Genomic DNA, 16932 nt, shown 5'->3' on the forward strand with positions numbered 1-16932 from the left:
ATTACGAGGCGCAGTTTCCATCGGCCGCGCCGATTTTGCTAGCCCTCGATGCGCGAAAAATCGGCGACCGCGAGCGTGGCGGCACGGATCTCGTCGAGGAGCCGCAGCCGGTTCGCCCGCACGGGCGCCTCGTCGGCGTTCACGGTCACCTTCTCGAAGAACGCATCGACCGCCGGACGCAGCGTGGCGATCGCCGCCATGGCGGCCGAAAAATCCTCGGCGCCGACCGCTGCGGTCGCCCGCGCCTTCGCCTCGGTGATCGCGGACGCCAGCGCCCGCTCCTCGTCCGCCCGGAACAGGGTTCGATCGGCCGGGCCCTCGTAGCGGACGCCGTCCTTCTTCTCCTCGATGCGGAGAATGTTGGTCGCCCGCTTCACGCCCACCAAAAGGTTCTTGCCGTCGTCGCTGTCGAGGAATTTTGCCAAGGCCTCGACCCGGCGGACGATCTTTACGAGGTCGTCCTGGAGACCCAACGCCAGCACGGCATCCACGAGGTCGTGGCGGGCACCCTGCTCACGAAGCTGGACTTTCAGCCGGTCGGCGAAGAAGGCGAGGAGATCGGCGGCGAGCGGCCCGGCCTCCGGCAGCGCTTGCTTCGGCCCGGTGACGGCCAAGCCCTCGTCGCGTGCCTTGCCGATCAACGGCACGAGCGCGAGGCGAAGCGAATTCTCCAGCACGATCCGGATCACCCCCAGCGCCGCCCGGCGCAGCGCAAACGGATCCTTCGAGCCGGTCGGCTTCTCGTCGATCGCCCAAAAGCCGACCAAGGTGTCGAGCTTGTCGGCGAGCGCGACCGCCACCGACACCGGATCGGTCGGCACCCGGTCGGCCGGGCCCTGCGGCTTGTAGTGCTCCTCGCAGGCAGCCGCGACGCTTTCGTCCTCGCCCTGCGCCAAAGCGTAGGTCTTGCCGACGAAACCCTGCAGCTCGGGGAACTCGCCGACCACCTCGGTGAGCAGGTCCGCCTTGCACAGCCGTGCGGCGCGGCGAACCTTGTCCACGTCCGCCCCGACCTTTGGCGCCAGCTCCACCGCCAGCCGCTCGATGCGGGCGATGCGCTCGGCCTGGGTGCCCAGCTTCTCGTGGAAGACGATGTTCTCGAATTTTGGCAGCCGCTCTTCCAGCCGGGTCTTCAGGTCGGTCTCGTAGAAGAATTTTGCGTCCGACAGCCGCGCCCGGATCACCCGCTCGTTGCCGGCGACGATCGCCTTGCCGCCGTCGGTCGCCTCGTTGTTCGACACCAGCACGAACTTGGGCGCCAGCGTCCCGGTGCCCGGATTGCGCACCACGAAGCATTTCTGGTTCGCCCGGATGGTCGAGCGGATCACCTCGTCGGGGATTTTCAAAAATTCCGGGTCGAACGAGCCCATCAGCACGACCGGCCACTCGACCAGCCCGGACACCTCGTCGAGCAGCCCCTGGTCCTCGACCAGCTCGAAGCCTTGCGCGAAGGCGAGCGATTTCGCGTCGGCGAGCACGATGGCGCGCCGCCTTGCCGGATCGAGCAACACCTTGGCGGCGGCGAGCTTTTCCACGTAGTCGTCGAAATGCTTCACCCGGATTTTCTCCGGCGCCAGGAAGCGGTGGCCGAACGTGGTGTCGCCGCTGGCGATGCCGTCGACCGAGAACGGCACGATGTCGGGGTCCTCGGTCTCCGGCCCGAAGGTCGCGACGATCGCGTGCAGCGGCCGCACCCAGGTCAGCCGCCCGGTGCCCCACCGCATCGCCTTCGGCCACGGGAAGGTGCGCACCACCACGGGCAGGATTTCGGCGAGCACGTCGATCGCCGGCCGGCCGGGTTTTTCGATCAGCGCGACGTAGAAATCGCCCTTCTTCGGGTCCTTCTGGATGGTCGCCTGGGAGAGGTCGTCGAGCCCGGCGCCCTTGAGGAATCCCTGGATCGCCTTGTCGGGGGCGCCGACCCGCGGCCCCTTGCGCTCCTCGCGAAGGTCCGGCTGCTTCGCCGGCAAGCCCTGGATCGCCAGCGCCAGCCGCCGCGGCGTCGCGAACGCGGTCGCCGCCTCGTACACCAGCCCGGCATCGACCAGCCGGTTGGTGACCATGGACGTCAAATCCTCCGCGGCGCGCGCCTGCATGCGGGCGGGGATTTCCTCGGAGAAGAGTTCGAGCAGGAGGTCGGGCATGGGCGGTGGACTCGGGCTTTGCGGTTCGCCGTCCCCGGACGGTGGTCCGGGCGGCGGAAAGGGAGTTCTGTCAGGCGGTCACGGGGCGGTGCGGGTCCTACGCCGCGCCGCCGCCGGCGGTGGCGAGCCAGGCGGCGCCGCAGGCCTTTGCCATCTCGCGCACGCGCAGAATGTAGCTCTGGCGCTCGGTGACCGAGATCACCCCGCGGGCGTCGAGCAGATTGAACACGTGGCTCGCCTTGATGCACTGGTCGTAGGCGGGCAGCGCCATCAAATGGCGAGTGTGCGTCTCGTCGGCCCAGCCGGCGTCGAGGTAGGTCTTGCAGGCGCCCTCGGCCATGCGGAACTGCTCGAACAGCATGTCGGTGTCGGCGTGCTCGAAATTGTGCCGGGAATATTCCTGCTCGGCCTGCAGGAAGACGTCGCCATAGGCGACCCGCTCGGCGCCCTCGCGGCCGTTGAAATTGAGGTCGTAGACGTTCTCGACGCCCTGCACGTACATCGCCAGCCGCTCGAGCCCGTAGGTCAGCTCGCCTGCCACCGGCGCGCACTCGAAGCCCGCGACCTGCTGGAAGTAGGTGAACTGCGACACCTCCATGCCGTCGCACCAGCACTCCCAGCCGAGCCCCCAGGCGCCCAGCGTCGGGCTCTCCCAGTCGTCCTCGACGAAGCGCACGTCGTGCAGGCGGGTGTCGATGCCGATCGCGGCGAGCGATTTCAGATAGAGGTTCTGGAGGTCGTCGGGCGACGGCTTCAGGATCACCTGGAATTGGTAATAGTGCTGCAGCCGGTTGGGGTTCTCGCCGTAGCGGCCGTCCTTCGGGCGGCGCGAGGGCTGCACGTAAGCCGCCTTCCAGTGCTTCGGGCCGAGCGCCCGCAAGGTGGTCGCGGGATGGAAGGTGCCGGCGCCGACCTCCATGTCGTAGGGCTGGAGGATCACGCAGCCCTGGTCGGCCCAGTAGCGCTGCAGGGCGAGGATCAGCCCCTGGAACGAGCGATCGGGCCGCATGTGCGGCGGCAGGTTTTGGGTGTCCATGGCGGCTCGCGAGACGGGAAAGTTCTGTCTGAGGCCGCGCCGGCGAGCGGGCGCCGGCGTCGCGGCCCGAAGGCCGCGGACCGTATCGGCGGCGGTTTGCGGGGTCAAGCCGACGGAACGGGTTGCAAAACAATGAGACGCAACTAAATTGTCTCGTATGGCGGAACATGATACCGATCGAACCTGGAGCATGCTCGAGTCACGGCTCGGGTTGCTTCAGGCATTGCTGATCGGCTTGCTGGCGCTCCTCGGTACGTTGCTGGCCGGCGCGTGGAGCCTGAGCTCCGACCTCAACTCTCGAATCGGCGACCTGAAAACCGAAACGGCGGTGATCGGGTCGAGCATCGTTTCGATCGACGACCGCCTGAGCAAGATCGAGAAAACGCTCGATGGGCTTCGCGACGACGCTGTCCATCTCCGCGAAGGCTTGGCCCGCGTGGAGACCCGGCTTTCGACCCGTGACGCCGGTCCGACATCCAGCGATGCAGCCAGCGGGAAGACGCCGGCCACGGGTAGCACGACCGGCGGGCGCTGACGCTGCCCGCTCGATCTCTCATCCTTTACCGGACGATCGGAACCGCCGTCTGATGCTGAAGGAGGAGACGACGAAATGGCCGACGATGGCGACGAATGCGACGGTAATACCGGAGAGCGTCAGCAGGAAGAGCGTCCAGGCGTTCGCCAGCCCGAACAGGCCGGCGAGTGCCGCGGCGTAGGCGACACCGAGCGTCACCGCCATCGTCACCTCGAACGCTCGATCGCTCACGGCGAATGGCCTCATCGCTGTCCTCGACCCCCGGCGCTTCGACACATGCTATTCGGATAGGCTTATCAGTTCGTTCAGCGTCCCGGCACGGCGATCGCCGCAATGCCGAGAGAGGAGCACCGGGCGTGATCGAAACGCCACGGTGCCGCCGAGGATCGCGTGCTGGACGACAACTCGATCGCAGGTCCGAAAGCTCCGCCCGCGTTCGCCTCCCCCTACGACCCCACCACCTCGAGCACGTCCTCGAAGGTTTTCAGGCCGCGCTGCGGCGCGTTGACCATCACCGCCATGTTGCCGGGCTTGTGCTGGTTCTGCCACATCATCTGGTGGGCGAGCGGGATCTGCTCCCAGGAGAACACCTCGCTCATGCACGGGTCGATGCGGTGGTCGAGCACGAACTGGTTGGCCGCCGAGGCCTGCTTGAGATGGGCGAAGTGCGAGCCCTGGATGCGCTTCTGCCGCATCCAGACGTAGCGGGCGTCGAAGGTGATGTTGAAGCCGGAGGTGCCGGCGCAGAAGACCACCATGCCGCCGCGCTTGACCACCAGGCAGGAGACCGGGAAGGTCGCCTCGCCGGGGTGCTCGAACACGATGTCGACGTCCTTCTTGCCGGTGATCTCCCAGATCGCCTTGCCGAATTTGCGCGCCTCCTTCACCCAGGCGTCGTATTCCGGCGTGTTCACCTGGGGCATCTGGCCCCAGCACTTGAAGTCCTTGCGGTTGATCACGCCCTTGGCGCCGAGCCCGAGCACGTAGTCGCGCTTCGACTCGTCCGAGATGATGCCGATCGCGTTGGCGGCGGCGGCCGCACAGATCTGCACACCGAACACCCCGAGCCCGCCCGAGGCGCCCCACACCAGCACGTTGTCGCCGGGTTTGAGCATGTGCGGCGGATGGCCGAACAGCATGCGATAGGCGGTGGCGAGCGTCAGCGTGTAGCAGGCCGCCTCCTCCCAGGTGAGGTGGTCCGGCTTCTTGAGGAGCTGGCGCGACTGCACCCGGCAGAACTGAGCGAACGAGCCGTCCGGCGTCTCGTAGCCCCAGATGCGCTGCGAGGAGGAGAACATCGGGTCGCCGCCGTTGCACTCCTCGTCGTCCCCGTCGTCCTGGTTGCAGTGGACGATCACCTCGTCGCCGACCTTCCAGCGGTTCACCTTCGCACCCACCGCCCAGACGATGCCCGAGGCATCGGAGCCGGCGATGTGGTATGGATTCTTGTGGGCGTCGAGCACCGAGATCGGCTGGCCGAGCGAGGCCCAGATGCCGTTGTAGTTCACGCCGCCGGCCATCACGTGCACCAGCACGTCCTCGTCGCCGATCTCCCAGGTGGGAAGGACCTCGACCTGCATCGCGTCCTGGGGCGGGCCGTGGCGCTCCTTGCGGATCGACCAGGCGTACATCTTGGCGGGGACGTGGCCGAGCGGCGGGATCTCGCCGATCTCGTAGAGGTCCTTCCGCTCCGTGGACGATCTGAGCTCGGGCAAGGTCATGGCAATCCTCCGTCGCTGCAAGGCGCAGGCGTTTCCTCGAAATTGTTGGTCTTCCGGCAGTCTGCAACAGGGGATTTCGCGTCGCAATAAATACTAGGGCGAACACGCGCGTGCCCTGGGCGCGCAAGGAGCGCTTCGTTGCGGCTCACGGTGGTGCCCGCGCCGCGGCGAGTGGCCGGCGCCGGGGCCTGCGGCATTAAGCGTTCCTCGAGGCGATCGCGGCATCGTGGAACCGCGGCGAGGTGCGCCGAGAGCGAATTGCCCGACGCCGATCGGAGCCGGCCATGTTTTCGTCCGCGACGTCCTCGTCCGCGTCCTCGCGCCGTCCCGAGCCTCCTCCGCCGGCCTCGCCGGTCGGTCCGCGGAAAGGTCCGCGGACAAATCCGCTGCCGTTCCGGCAGTGGCCGGCGCGCAAGGCGGATGCGCTGAAGCTGGCGGGCTTCGCCCTGCTGGTCGTCAATGTCGCCTATCTGGCAGCTGTGCTGTGGGGCGGCAGCTGGATCGTCGGCCGCGACGGCTTGCCGGTCCACACCGACTTCACCATGGTCCATGCGGCCGGCAGGCTGGCGCTCGACGGGGCGCCCGCCGCCGCCTGGGACTGGACGCTGCACCGGGCCGCCGAGAATGCCGTCGCCGGCCATGCGGTCGCCCGCTATTACGCGTGGCACTATCCGCCGCCGTTCCTGCTGGTGGCGACGGCGTTGGCGACGCTGCCTTATGCCGCCGCCTTCGTCGCCTGGATGGCGGTGACGCTGCCCCTTTATCTCGCGACGATCCGCGCCATCGTCGGCGACAGGCTGGGCTGGCTGTTCGCCGGCGCCTTCCCGGTGCTGGTGCCGAACCTGGTGCCGGGCCAGAACGGCTTCTTCACCGCGGCACTGATCGGCGGCACGCTCTATTGCCTCGACCGCCAGCCGGTGGTCGCCGGGATCTGTCTCGGGCTCCTCACCTACAAGCCGCAATACGGCGTGCTGTTTCCGCTGGTGCTTCTGGCGACCGGGCGGTGGAAGGTGATCCTGTCGGCGGCCGTGACCGCGCTGCTGCTCGGTGCCGTCACGCTCGCGGTGTTCGGGCCGGGCGTGTGGGAGGCGTTCTTCCACTGGCTGCCGCTCACCTCGCATGCTCTGCTTTCGGGCACCGGGACCGAATGGCAAAAGTTCCAGAGCGTGTTTTCGGCGGTCCGCCTGCTCGGTGGCGGTGCGACGCTCGCCTGGGCCCTTCAGGGCACGGTCGCCGCCCTCACCGCGGTCGGCCTCGTGGTGCTGTGGCGGAGCCGTCGGGTCGATGCCGACACGAAGGCCGCCGCGCTCGGCCTCGGCGTGCTGCTCGCGAGCCCCTACATCTATCTCTACGACCTCGCGATCCTCGCCGTGCCGCTCGCCTTCCTCTTGCGCGCGGCGCTCGCCCGTGGATTTCTGCCCGGCGAGACGGCCGGGCTGGCGCTGATCGCCGGCCTGTTTCTGGTGCTGCCGGTGGTGGGCGTGCCGGTCGGCCTGTTCGGGGTCGCCGTCACCGCTGCGCTGGTCGCCCGCCGGGCTTTTGCCGCCCCCGTCCCGCAAGCCGTCTGACGCTCCGAGACCGCCGGCCGCGACGGATCGCCACGCCCGAAAGTCGAGGGGTGGACGGTGCGAAACGGTCTTGCAAGGATCGGCGGTTGCGCTGCAATATTTCGCAAAACAAGAATTCGACGGTGAGTGAAACCGGCGCCACGCGCCGCATCCGGGAGGTTATTGCCGTGACAGAGCATCGCACGACGCGCGACAAGCCGTGGATCATCCGCACCTATGCGGGTCATTCGACCGCCCGCGAGTCGAACGCGCTGTATCGGAGGAACCTCGCCAAGGGGCAGACCGGCCTGTCGGTCGCCTTCGACCTGCCGACCCAGACCGGCTACGACAGCGACCACGCCCTCGCCCGCGGCGAGGTCGGCAAGGTGGGCGTGGCGATCTCGCACATCGGCGACATGCGCGCGCTGTTCGACGGCATCCCGCTCGCCGAGATGAACACCTCGATGACCATCAACGCCACCGCCGCCTGGCTGCTGGCCTTGTATGTCGCGGTGGCGGACGAGCAGGGCGCCCCGCGCGGAAAGCTCACCGGCACCACCCAGAACGACATCATCAAGGAATATCTGTCGCGCGGCACCTACGTGTTTCCGCCGGGGCCGTCGATGCGGCTGATCAAGGACGTGATCCTGTTCACGACCCGCGAGATGCCCAAATGGAACCCGATGAACGTCTGCTCCTACCATCTGCAGGAGGCGGGCGCGACGCCGGTGCAGGAGCTCGCCTATGCGCTGGCGACCGCCGTGGCGGTGCTCGATTCGGTGAAGGCCACCGGCGAGATGGAGGGCGCGAAATTCGGCGAGGTGGTCGGGCGCATCTCGTTCTTCGTCAATGCCGGCATGCGGTTCGTCACCGAGATCTGCAAGATGCGGGCGTTCGTCGAGATCTGGGACGAGCTGACCCGCGAGCGCTACGGCGTCGAGGACCCGAAGCAGCGCTATTTCCGCTACGGCGTGCAGGTGAACTCGTTGGGGCTCACCGAGCAGCAGCCGGAGAACAACGTCTATCGCATCTTCCTGCAGATGCTCGCGGTGACGCTGTCGAAGACCGCGCGGGCGCGCGCCGTGCAGCTTCCCGCCTGGAACGAGGCGCTCGGCCTGCCGACCCCGTGGGATCAGCAATGGTCGCTGCGTGCCCAGCAAATCCTCGCCTACGAAAGTGATCTGCTCGAATATGCCGACGTCTTCACCGGCTCGACCGAGATCGCCAAGAAGGTCGCCGAGCTGAAGGCGGAAGCCCAGGACGAGCTGCGGCGCATCCTCGAGATGGGTGGCGCGGTGGCGGCGATCGACTCGGGCTATCTGAAGGCGCAGCTGGTGAACTCCAACTCGCGGCGCCTCGAGCTGATCGAGGCCGGCGAGCAGGTGGTGGTCGGCGTCAACAAGTTCGTCGAGACCGAGCCGTCGCCGCTGCCGACCGGGGACGGCGCGATCATCACCGTGCCGCCGGAGGTCGAGGCCGAGCAGGTCGCCCGCCTGCAGGCGTGGCGCGAGGCGCGCGACAATGCCGCCGTCGCCGAGGCTTTGGCGGCGCTGCGCCGGGCGGCGACGGAGGGCACCAACATCATGCCGCCCTCGATCGCCTGCGCGAAGGCCGGCGTCACCACCGGCGAGTGGGCTTTCGCCTTGCGCGAAGGATTTGGCGAGTACCGCGCCCCGACCGGCGTGTCGGCGGCCGCGCGCAACGACGCCAAGAACATCGACGAGCTGAAGGCCGAGGTCGACCGCGTGTCGCGAAAGCTCGGGCGCCGGCTGAAATTCCTGGTCGGCAAGCCGGGCCTCGACGGCCATTCGAACGGCGCCGAGCAGGTGGCGGTGCGCGCCCGCGACGCCGGCATGGACGTGGTCTATGACGGCATCCGCTTCACCCCGGCCGACATCGCCCAGGCGGCGCGCGAGAAGGACGTGCACGTGGTCGGGCTGTCGATCCTGTCGGGCTCGCACATGGAGCTGGTCGCCGAGGTGATGGCGAAGCTCAAGGAGGCCGGCGCCGCCCATGTGCCGGTGGTGGTCGGCGGCATCATCCCGCCCGACGACGCCGCGGCGTTGCGCGCGTCCGGGGTGGCGGGGGTCTACACGCCGAAGGACTTCGACCTCAACAGGATCATGCACGAGGTGGTCCGCATCGTCGAAGACGCCGCCTCCGACAAGGCGGCCTGACGGGCTCGCCCGGCCGGACTCGCCCGGCGAACGGACTGGTCCGGCAAAGGGGCATTTCCGGTCGGGCGGCATCGGCCCGACCACCCGTCCCTTGCGTCGTGGTGCCTCGGCAGGGGAGGCGCCCCCGCCCCTAGGACCATTTTCTTAAGGCGCGCGGCGGGGCGAAGCCGTAAACTCCGGCCCGACCGCCCCGTCGGCGCCCGGAGAGGCGCGGGCGGGGCCACAGGGATTCCGAGACCGGGGGGCTCATGGCTCGCAAGTATTTCGGCACCGACGGCATTCGCGGCCGCGCGAACGGCGTCATCACCGCGGACCTCGCGCTCAAGGTGGGGCAGGCGACCGGCCTCGTCTTCCGCCAGGGCGACCACCGCAACCGGGTGGTGATCGGCAAGGACACCCGGCTGTCCGGCTACATGATCGAGAACGCGATGGTCGCGGGCTTCACCTCGGTCGGGCTCGACGTGCTTCTGCTCGGGCCGATGCCGACGCCGGCGGTGGCGATGCTCACCCGCTCGATGCGCGCCGATCTCGGCGTGATGATCTCCGCCTCGCACAACCCGTACGACGACAACGGCATCAAGCTGTTCGGCCCGGACGGCTACAAGCTGTCGGACGACCAGGAGGAGGAGATCGAGCGACTGATCGATTCCGACCTCTCCAAGCGGCTCGCGAAATCGCCGGCGCTCGGGCGGGCCAAGCGCATCGAGGGCGTGCGCGACCGCTATATCGAGTTCGCCAAACGCACGCTTCCGCGCGCTCTCTCGCTCGAAGGCCTGCGGGTGGTGGTCGATTGCGCCAACGGCGCCGCCTACAAGGTGGTGCCGGAAGCCCTGTGGGAGCTCGGCGCCGAGGTGATCCCGGTCGGCGTCGACCCGGACGGCCTCAACATCAACCGCGAATGCGGCTCGACCTCGCCCGCCACCCTCAAGGCAAAGGTGCGGGAGATGCGGGCCGATGTCGGCATCGCGCTCGACGGCGACGCCGACCGCGTGGTGATGGTCGACGAGCACGGCCAACTGGTCGACGGCGACCAGCTCCTCGCGGTGATCGCCGAGAGCTGGCAGGAGGACGGCCGGTTGTCGCAGCCCGGCATCGTCGCCACCATCATGAGCAATCTCGGGCTCGAGCGGCATCTCGCGCAGCGTGGCCTGTCGCTGCTGCGCACGCCGGTCGGCGACCGCTACGTGCTCGAGCGCATGCGCGAGCACGGCCACAATGTCGGCGGCGAGCCGTCCGGCCACATCATCTTGTCCGACTACGCGACCACCGGCGACGGCTTCGTCGCCGCGCTGCAGGTGCTCGCCTGCGTGAAGAAGATGGATCAGCCGGTGTCGGTGGTGTGCCACCGCTTCGAGCCGTTGCCGCAGGTGACCAAGAACGTGCGCTACCGCAACGGCGGCGGCGCCAAGCCCACCGAGCACGAGACGGTCGTGGGCGTGATCGCCGGGGCCGAGCAGCGGCTCAACGGCCACGGCCGGCTGATCGTGCGGCCCTCCGGCACCGAGCCGGTGATCCGGGTGACCGGGGAGGGCGACGACCCCGATCTGGTCGAGGCGGTGGTCGACGAGATCGTCGGCGCCATCACCGAGGTGTCGGCCGCCGGCTGACCCGGGTTTCGACGGCGACTTTGTCGGTCGTCCGACGTTTCCCTCTCGCGATCGAAAAGCGGACGAAAAAGGCCCGGCTCGCGCCGGGCCTTTTTCTCGTGCCGGTCCCGCCCCGCGTGGGTGGCCGAAGTCCCTCTACGACGGGCGTTCGAGGACACTCCGGGGGCGTTCGGGGGGCGTTCGGGGGCAGGCGGTTCGGGAGGCCGGGCGGGGGTCTTCGCCACCGGTATGAACGAAACATTAATGGTTAATCGTCATTAACGAATAGGGTTAAGAGTTAGGGTTAATCGGCCTTTAACCAATGGTTGTCACGATGGTCTCCGCCAGTAACCGAGTCGGGTCGCGGCCTCGCGCCCTGCCACATGGAAGGACATGTCATGGCAAACCTGAAAATGTTTGCAGTTGCGGGATCGGCCGTGCTCCTGAGCCTCGACGCCGCGGCTGCCGCCGATCTTCCCCTCGCTCCGCCGCCGATGCCGGTGCCGGTCGTCCAGGAATTTTCCGGATGGTACCTGCGCGGTGACATCGGCTTCTCCAATCAGCAGGTGAAGGACATCACCAACGTCCTCGACACCGCGCCCGGCGTCGCCTCCGTCGACACCATCCACAAGTCGTTCGACTCGGCACCGTTCTTCGGTCTCGGCATCGGCTATCAGTTCAACGACTGGCTGCGCGCCGATTTCACCGGCGAGTATCGCTCGAGCGCCAACTTCCACGGCCTGCAGGTGGTGTCCGACGCGCTCGGCCCGGCCTTCACCGACGAGTACTCCGCGTCGAAGTCCGAGTGGCTGGCGATGGCCAACCTCTATGCCGATCTCGGCACCTGGTGGTGCGTCACGCCGTTCGTCGGCGTCGGCATCGGCGCGGCGAACGTGCGGATCGCCAATTTCGTCGACACCAACACGGTGACCGGCGGCGTCGCCTATGCCGGCGACACCGACACCTGGAATTTCGCCTGGGCGGTGCATGCCGGCCTCGCCTACCGGGTGTCGCCGAGCTTCACGGTCGAGCTCGCCTATCGCTATCTCGACCTCGGCGATGCGGCCTCCGGCGACATCATGGCCTATACCGGGCTGAACACCGTCAACAACCCGGAGAATTTCGATCACATCACCTCGCACGACATCAAGCTCGGCGTGCGCTGGATGCTGAACCCGCCGGAGCCGCTCTATGCGCCGCCGCTGATGCGCAAGGGCTGATCGGCGCGATCGAAACGTCGGCCGACGCGCGGCCCGCGTCGGCGAGCGAAGCGGTGCGGAGCGATCCGCGCCGCTTCTCTTTTTTTCCGGTGAGCGTTCGGGCGGGCGGCGGCCGGCGGCCGTCTCGTCACGTCGCGGGGTCGACCGACACCGCCGCCAAGTTCGCGATCACGACGTCGGCGCCGTGCGCGCGCAGCGCCTCCTCGTGGTCGCCGCGGTCGACGCCGACCACGCGGCAGAAGCCGGCGCGCCGGCCGGCGGCGACGCCGGCAATCGCGTCCTCGAACAGCACCGCTTTTTCGGGCGAAACGCCGAGCCGGTCGAGCGCCTCGAGAAACAACGCCGGGTCGGGCTTGCCGGCGAGCCGCAGGCGGGCGGCGTCGATCCCGTCCACCCGCACGTCGACCAGCCCGTCGAGGCCGGTCGCCTCCAGCACCGCCGCGCAATTGGCGCTCGACGAGGCGACTGCCACCTTGATCCCGGCCGCCCGCATCGCCGCCATCGTCTCGGCGGCGCCGGGCTCGGCGGTGGCGTCGGTGCGCAGCCGGCCCTGCACCAGCCGGTTCTTGTGCCTGGCGAGGTTTTGCACGGTGTCGAGATCGTCCGCATCGTCGGGGCTGCCTTCGGGCAGCGAGATGCCGCGCGAGCCGAGAAAGGCGCGGATGCCGTCGAGCCGCGGCTTTCCGTCGACATGGGCGAGATAGTCGGCGGCCGGGTCGAACGGGCGGAACGGAACGCCCTCCTGCGCCGCGCGCCGGCGGAGAAAGTCGTCGAACACGGTCTTCCACACCGCCGCATGGATGCGCGCCGTGTCGGTCAACACGCCGTCGAGGTCGAACACGGCGGCCTCGAACTCTCGTCGCGACACGACGAGGCGCGGTCTCTCCTGCATGGATCCCCTTTCCCGATGGTCGTGTGGGTGTTGCGGGGCACGTGCGCCGCGCCGGGATCAACCCCGCCGGCCGCCGCGCCGTTCCGCGTGAAAACCGATCAGCGCTGCACGCGCATGCCGACCGTGACGGTGGTGTCGGTCCAGTCGGCGTCCTCGACGTTCGAGCGCAGCCACTCGTGCCGCACCTCGCCGGTGAGCGCAAACTCCCGGCTCAACTTGTACAGCATCGCGAAGGAGACGAGGTAGCGGTCGTCGACCCGGTTCGAGCCGACATAGTCGTCGAGCCCGAAGCCGACCTGTGCGGTGCCGATCAGCCAGCGGCGAAACGCGTGCTCGACCTTCAGCCCGATGTCGCGGCTGAACACGCCCGACATGTCCGGCACGATGATCTCGCCGACCGCGGTGGTGGCGGTCAGCGTCACCGTGGTGAGCGGCGTCGCGGTGTAGGCGAGCGCGGCGTCGACCGTCAGCCCCGACGGGCCGGTGAGCGCCGGGTCCCGGTAGGAGCGCCACAGCCAGCCGACCGAGCCCTCGCCGGTGAGCTTGCGGGTGATCTCGAACGAGGTGCCGGCCTTCACATAGGTGCCGACCGAATCGCGGTCGTAGCCGTTGCGGTCGAGTTCTTGCGCGTGCACGCGGGTGTCGGCGCCCGACTCGACGAACGGCTTCAGGCCGGGCTTCAGCTCGTAGCCGATCCGCAGCGAGCCGCCGTACTGGTCGTACTCGCGGTCGCCGTTGCCCGAGGTGGTGCCGTCGGTCAGCTCGGAATCGGTGTAGGAGACGTGGTCGATGGTCCCCTTGCCGGTCACCTCCAGCCGGTTGAATCCTTGCGTGTAGCCGGCGGTGCCGCCGACCGTGGTGACGATCGGGAAGCGCTTCAGCCCGGTCTGGATGTTCGGGCTGCCGGGGTTGTCGGTCGAGATCAGCACCCGCCCTTCGACATCGGCGTGGCTGAACCGGTCGACGTCGATCCGGCCGCGCACGCGGCTGTCCATCGACGGGCGGTCGATCACCTCCGGCGTCGACAGCGCGGCGATCGTGCCGTCGTTCTGGGTGGTGCCGCCGCTGTAGGTCGAGCCGTACCAGGTGTAGCTGCCTCGCAGGTCCGCCTCGAGCGAATGGCGCTCCCAGTCGGAGCGGACCGACAGCTCCGGCGCGACGGTGGTGAAGGAGGAGCCGGCCAGGCCGTCGACACGGGTCGGGTTGGTCTCGTAGCCGCCCTTGATCTCGATCGCCGGCCGCATCACGAAGCTGCCGACCCGGATGCCGGTCGGGGCGAACGGGTCGTCCGCCGCCGGCGGGCTTTTCCGCGCAATGGCGACGGTGGTCGGCACGTTGAGCACCGAGGTGGTGTCGATCGGCGGGCCGCCGCGTCGCACCATCCGCGGCGGCACCACCACCGCGGCCGGCAGATGGGTGCCGGGCGCGGCCTCGGCCGGCAGCGGCGCTGCGTTCTTTCGCGCGGCCTCGCGCTGGCGCTGGGTGAGCGGCAGCGCCTTGCTGCGGTCCTTGCGGCGGTTGAACGGGTCGAAGCCGGTGTCGTCGGCGGGTGCGGCGTCGCCCGCCGGGGCGGCGAGGTCGGCCGGGCCGCCGCCCGCAGGCGCCGCGGCGCCGCGGTCGAGCGTGTCGGCGATCGGCGAAAAGAGCCCGCCTGCGGGCTCCGATCCCGGCAGCGTGCCGGAGCTCGTCTGGGCGCGCGCCGCCGGCCCGGTGACCGTCCCGAGGACCGTGGCCACCGCCGCGACGAGAACCATGAGACCAGGCGAGCGCCGCGGCACCGAAAAAATCCTCCAGGTCGGCCGGACGGGTCGGTCGGACGGCACGGACGGTTCAGGGTTACGGCCATCATGGTTAATGCCCGGTTGACGTCGCTCGCCGGCGCGGGACACGCGCCGCGCGACGGCCGCGGATGCGCGCGGGACCGGACGTTGCGCGGCGCCGGAAATGGAGTAGGAACGGGCGCATGTCCGATGGGATCGAGCTTCCACCCGCCCCGCCGACCGGCCTAGACGACGACCTGATCGCCGCCGGCCTGCGCACCCTCGAGGCCGAGGCCGACGGCATCGCCGCGCTCTCCGCCGCGATGGCCGACGGTCTGCGCACGCCGTTCGTCGCCGCCGCCAAGGCGATCCGCGACGCCCGCGGGCGCGTCGTGGTGTCCGGCATGGGCAAGTCCGGCCATGTCGGCCGCAAGATCGCGGCGACGCTCGCCTCGACCGGGACGCCGGCCTTCTTCGTTCACCCGGCCGAGGCCGGGCACGGCGACCTCGGCATGATCACCCCGGACGACGTGGTGATCGCGCTGTCGTGGTCGGGCGAGACCACCGAGCTGAAGGGCCTGATCGAGTATTCGCGCCGCTTCCGCATCACCCTCGTCGCCATCACCTCGGAGGCCGGGAGCACGCTCGGCAAGGCGGCCGACGTGGTGCTGGCGCTGCCGCAGGCGCGCGAGGCGTGCCCGCACAATCTGGCGCCGACCACCTCCTCGCTGATGCAGCTGGCGATCGGTGACGCCCTGGCGATCGCGCTGCTCGAGAGCCGCGGCTTCACCCCGCGCGACTTCCGCATCCTGCATCCGGGCGGCCGGCTCGGCGCGGCGCTGACCTTCGTGCGCGACCTGATGCACCCGGCCGAGGCGATGCCGCTGGTGGCGATCGGCAGCCGAATGGGCGGCGCGATCGTCGAGATGTCGACCAAGGGGTTCGGCTGCGTCGGCATCGTCGATGCGGCCGGCAATCTGGTCGGCATCATCACCGACGGCGACCTGCGCCGCCACATGCGCCCCGACCTCCTGGACCTCGCGGTCGAGCGGGTGATGACGGGAAAGCCGATCTGCCTCGCCCCCGATCAGCTGGCGAGCGAGGCCCTGCAGCGGCTCAACACCTCGAAGATCACCGCGGTGTTCGTGATGGAGGGGACGCGGCCGATCGGCATCGTCCACCTGCACGATCTGCTGCGCGCCGGCGTCGCCTGATCGTCGGCCGCGCCTTTTCGGGGCGGAGACGGCGCGGGCGAGCCCGCCCGCGTCCGAGGCTCCGAACGGTCTCTCACCAGGGCAGCTCGCCGGAATCGTCGACGAAGCTGCCGGTCGGCCCCTCGCCGTCGATCAGCGCGAAGGCGATGGCGATCACCGCCGCCTGCTCCGGCGTGCGGGTGCCGGCGAAGCCGGTCGCCGCGGTCGCCGTGTAGCCCGGGCAGACCGCGTTGACCTTGATCCCCTTGGCGGCCAGGTCGCCGGCATAGCTGACGGTGAGCGAGTTCAGCGCCGCCTTGGAGGCCTGATAGGTCGGCATCTTGGTGTCGGCATAGGCCCAGCTCGGGTCGGCGCGCAGGCCGAACGAGCCGAGCGAGGAGGACACCACGACGATCCGGGCCCGGTCGGACTTTTCCAACAGCGGGATCATCGCCTCGGTCAGGCGGACGGTGCCGACCACGTTGACCGCCAGCGTCCGCTCCAGCCGCTCGACCACCGACAGCGTCGGGTCGTAGTCGAGGCCGATTCCGGCATTGTCGACCAGCACGTCGAGGTGGCCGTAATCGCGCGCGATCAGCGCGGCGAGCGCGGTGACGCTGGCGTCGTCGGTGGTGTCGAGCTGCACCGGCCAGACCTGGAGATCGTCCGCGCGCAAGGCGGCGGCGGCTTCCTCGCCGCGATCGAGGTCACGGCAGCCGAGCAGCACGTGCACGTCCCGGCGGGCGAGCCCGGCGGCGATGGCCAGCCCGATGCCGCGATTGGCGCCGCTGACGAGGGCGATCGTCTTGTTCGTTCCCATGCTCTGGTCCGCTCCGAAATGGGCCGGAGCCGCGCCCCGACGTCGAGCGAGCATGGGCGGCGGCCTCCGGAGCAACCCCGGCCACGGCCGAGGGACTTGCACAGGCAAGCCGACCCTTCGTATAAAACCTCGAGCTTACTCGAGGTCAAGCGGTATCGGGGTGTCCGCACGCGCGTCGCCGTCGTGACCGGAGGCGCCGTCGGCGACGGCGCCTCGACGCGGCATCGCGCGCGCCCGCGGGAGGCGGGGGGCTCTCAGAGCCCGTTTGGAAACTCGGACGCGGGCTGCGTTGCGGCGCGAA

Annotated in this window: 13 protein-coding genes; 6 read left to right on the forward strand and 7 right to left on the reverse strand. The window is 69.2% G+C overall.

Annotation, left to right across the window (positions count from 1 at the left end; all coding sequences use genetic code 11):
• Positions 1–38 precede the first annotated feature (38 nt).
• Entirely contained in the window at positions 39–2144 is a 2106-nt protein-coding gene (gene glyS / locus A33M_RS12670; RefSeq protein WP_008387627.1) for a glycine--tRNA ligase subunit beta, read from the reverse strand.
• Positions 2145–2241: 97 nt separating this feature from the next.
• The gene (locus tag A33M_RS12675) at positions 2242–3180 is read right to left on the reverse strand and encodes a glycine--tRNA ligase subunit alpha (protein ID WP_008387628.1); all 939 of its coding nucleotides are present in this window, start codon (positions 3178–3180) and stop codon (positions 2242–2244) included.
• Positions 3181–3370: 190 nt separating this feature from the next.
• On the opposite strand from A33M_RS12675, the gene A33M_RS12680 reads away from it, so the two are divergent.
• Positions 3371–3715, forward strand: coding sequence for a hypothetical protein (locus tag A33M_RS12680; RefSeq protein WP_040620442.1), 345 nt, complete (start codon positions 3371–3373; stop codon positions 3713–3715).
• 18 nt (positions 3716–3733) lie between these two features.
• On the opposite strand, the gene A33M_RS12685 is transcribed toward A33M_RS12680, so the two are convergent.
• Together A33M_RS12685 and ccrA are read right to left on the reverse strand one after the other, a co-directional pair.
• Positions 3734–3919, reverse strand: a complete 186-nt coding sequence (locus tag A33M_RS12685) for a hypothetical protein (protein WP_157223454.1) — start codon at positions 3917–3919, stop codon at positions 3734–3736.
• Positions 3920–4161: 242 nt separating this feature from the next.
• Positions 4162–5436 (reverse strand): crotonyl-CoA carboxylase/reductase, encoded by a 1275-nt coding sequence (gene ccrA / locus A33M_RS12690; protein ID WP_008387635.1) that lies wholly within the window; start codon positions 5434–5436, stop codon positions 4162–4164.
• Positions 5437–5720: 284 nt separating this feature from the next.
• Between ccrA and A33M_RS12695 the strand changes: the two genes are divergently transcribed.
• The 4 genes from A33M_RS12695 to A33M_RS12710 all read left to right on the forward strand — a co-directional run bounded on the left by A33M_RS12695 (position 5721) and on the right by A33M_RS12710 (position 11966).
• Positions 5721–7004, forward strand: coding sequence for a glycosyltransferase family 87 protein (locus A33M_RS12695; protein WP_052027037.1), 1284 nt, complete (start codon positions 5721–5723; stop codon positions 7002–7004).
• A gap of 167 nt (positions 7005–7171) precedes the next feature.
• Entirely contained in the window at positions 7172–9160 is a 1989-nt protein-coding gene (locus A33M_RS12700; RefSeq protein ID WP_008387640.1) for a protein meaA, read from the forward strand.
• Between the two features lie 248 nt (positions 9161–9408).
• Positions 9409–10767: a phosphoglucosamine mutase gene (gene glmM / locus A33M_RS12705; protein WP_008387642.1), complete on the forward strand. Its 1359-nt coding sequence runs from the start codon at positions 9409–9411 to the stop codon at positions 10765–10767.
• Positions 10768–11144: 377 nt separating this feature from the next.
• The gene (locus A33M_RS12710) at positions 11145–11966 is read left to right on the forward strand and encodes an outer membrane protein (RefSeq protein ID WP_008387646.1); all 822 of its coding nucleotides are present in this window, start codon (positions 11145–11147) and stop codon (positions 11964–11966) included.
• A 127-nt stretch (positions 11967–12093) separates the two neighbouring features.
• Here A33M_RS12710 and A33M_RS12715 read toward each other — a convergent pair whose 3' ends face one another.
• Both A33M_RS12715 and A33M_RS12720 read right to left on the reverse strand, forming a co-directional pair.
• Positions 12094–12858 carry an HAD family hydrolase gene (locus tag A33M_RS12715; protein WP_008387648.1) on the reverse strand — a complete coding sequence of 255 codons (765 nt, stop codon included), beginning with the start codon at positions 12856–12858 and terminating at the stop codon, positions 12094–12096.
• Between the two features lie 98 nt (positions 12859–12956).
• A complete protein-coding gene (locus tag A33M_RS12720) occupies positions 12957–14594 on the reverse strand; it encodes an outer membrane beta-barrel protein (protein ID WP_157223455.1) in 1638 nt (545 codons plus the stop codon).
• 227 nt (positions 14595–14821) lie between these two features.
• On the opposite strand from A33M_RS12720, the gene A33M_RS12725 reads away from it, so the two are divergent.
• Positions 14822–15832 carry a KpsF/GutQ family sugar-phosphate isomerase gene (locus A33M_RS12725; protein ID WP_008387656.1) on the forward strand — a complete coding sequence of 337 codons (1011 nt, stop codon included), beginning with the start codon at positions 14822–14824 and terminating at the stop codon, positions 15830–15832.
• 73 nt (positions 15833–15905) lie between these two features.
• Here A33M_RS12725 and A33M_RS12730 read toward each other — a convergent pair whose 3' ends face one another.
• Positions 15906–16631 (reverse strand): SDR family NAD(P)-dependent oxidoreductase, encoded by a 726-nt coding sequence (locus tag A33M_RS12730; protein ID WP_040620447.1) that lies wholly within the window; start codon positions 16629–16631, stop codon positions 15906–15908.
• Positions 16632–16932: the final 301 nt, after the last annotated feature.

The sequence above is a fragment of the Rhodovulum sp. PH10 genome, from assembly GCF_000293785.1.
Classification (GTDB): domain Bacteria; phylum Pseudomonadota; class Alphaproteobacteria; order Rhizobiales; family Xanthobacteraceae; genus Rhodoplanes.

What these genes read in the sequence shown, in the direction of transcription:
- glyS (WP_008387627.1), bottom strand. Translation starts at nt 2,144, where the DNA reads ATGCCCGACCTCCTGCTCGAACTCTTCTCCGAGGAAATCCCCGCCCGC.
- A33M_RS12675 (WP_008387628.1), bottom strand. Translation starts at nt 3,180, where the DNA reads ATGGACACCCAAAACCTGCCGCCGCACATGCGGCCCGATCGCTCGTTC.
- A33M_RS12680 (WP_040620442.1), top strand. Translation starts at nt 3,371, where the DNA reads ATGCTCGAGTCACGGCTCGGGTTGCTTCAGGCATTGCTGATCGGCTTG.
- A33M_RS12685 (WP_157223454.1), bottom strand. Translation starts at nt 3,919, where the DNA reads ATGGCGGTGACGCTCGGTGTCGCCTACGCCGCGGCACTCGCCGGCCTG.
- ccrA (WP_008387635.1), bottom strand. Translation starts at nt 5,436, where the DNA reads ATGACCTTGCCCGAGCTCAGATCGTCCACGGAGCGGAAGGACCTCTAC.
- A33M_RS12695 (WP_052027037.1), top strand. Translation starts at nt 5,721, where the DNA reads ATGTTTTCGTCCGCGACGTCCTCGTCCGCGTCCTCGCGCCGTCCCGAG.
- glmM (WP_008387642.1), top strand. Translation starts at nt 9,409, where the DNA reads ATGGCTCGCAAGTATTTCGGCACCGACGGCATTCGCGGCCGCGCGAAC.
- A33M_RS12710 (WP_008387646.1), top strand. Translation starts at nt 11,145, where the DNA reads ATGGCAAACCTGAAAATGTTTGCAGTTGCGGGATCGGCCGTGCTCCTG.
- A33M_RS12715 (WP_008387648.1), bottom strand. Translation starts at nt 12,858, where the DNA reads ATGCAGGAGAGACCGCGCCTCGTCGTGTCGCGACGAGAGTTCGAGGCC.
- A33M_RS12725 (WP_008387656.1), top strand. Translation starts at nt 14,822, where the DNA reads ATGTCCGATGGGATCGAGCTTCCACCCGCCCCGCCGACCGGCCTAGAC.
- A33M_RS12730 (WP_040620447.1), bottom strand. Translation starts at nt 16,631, where the DNA reads ATGGGAACGAACAAGACGATCGCCCTCGTCAGCGGCGCCAATCGCGGC.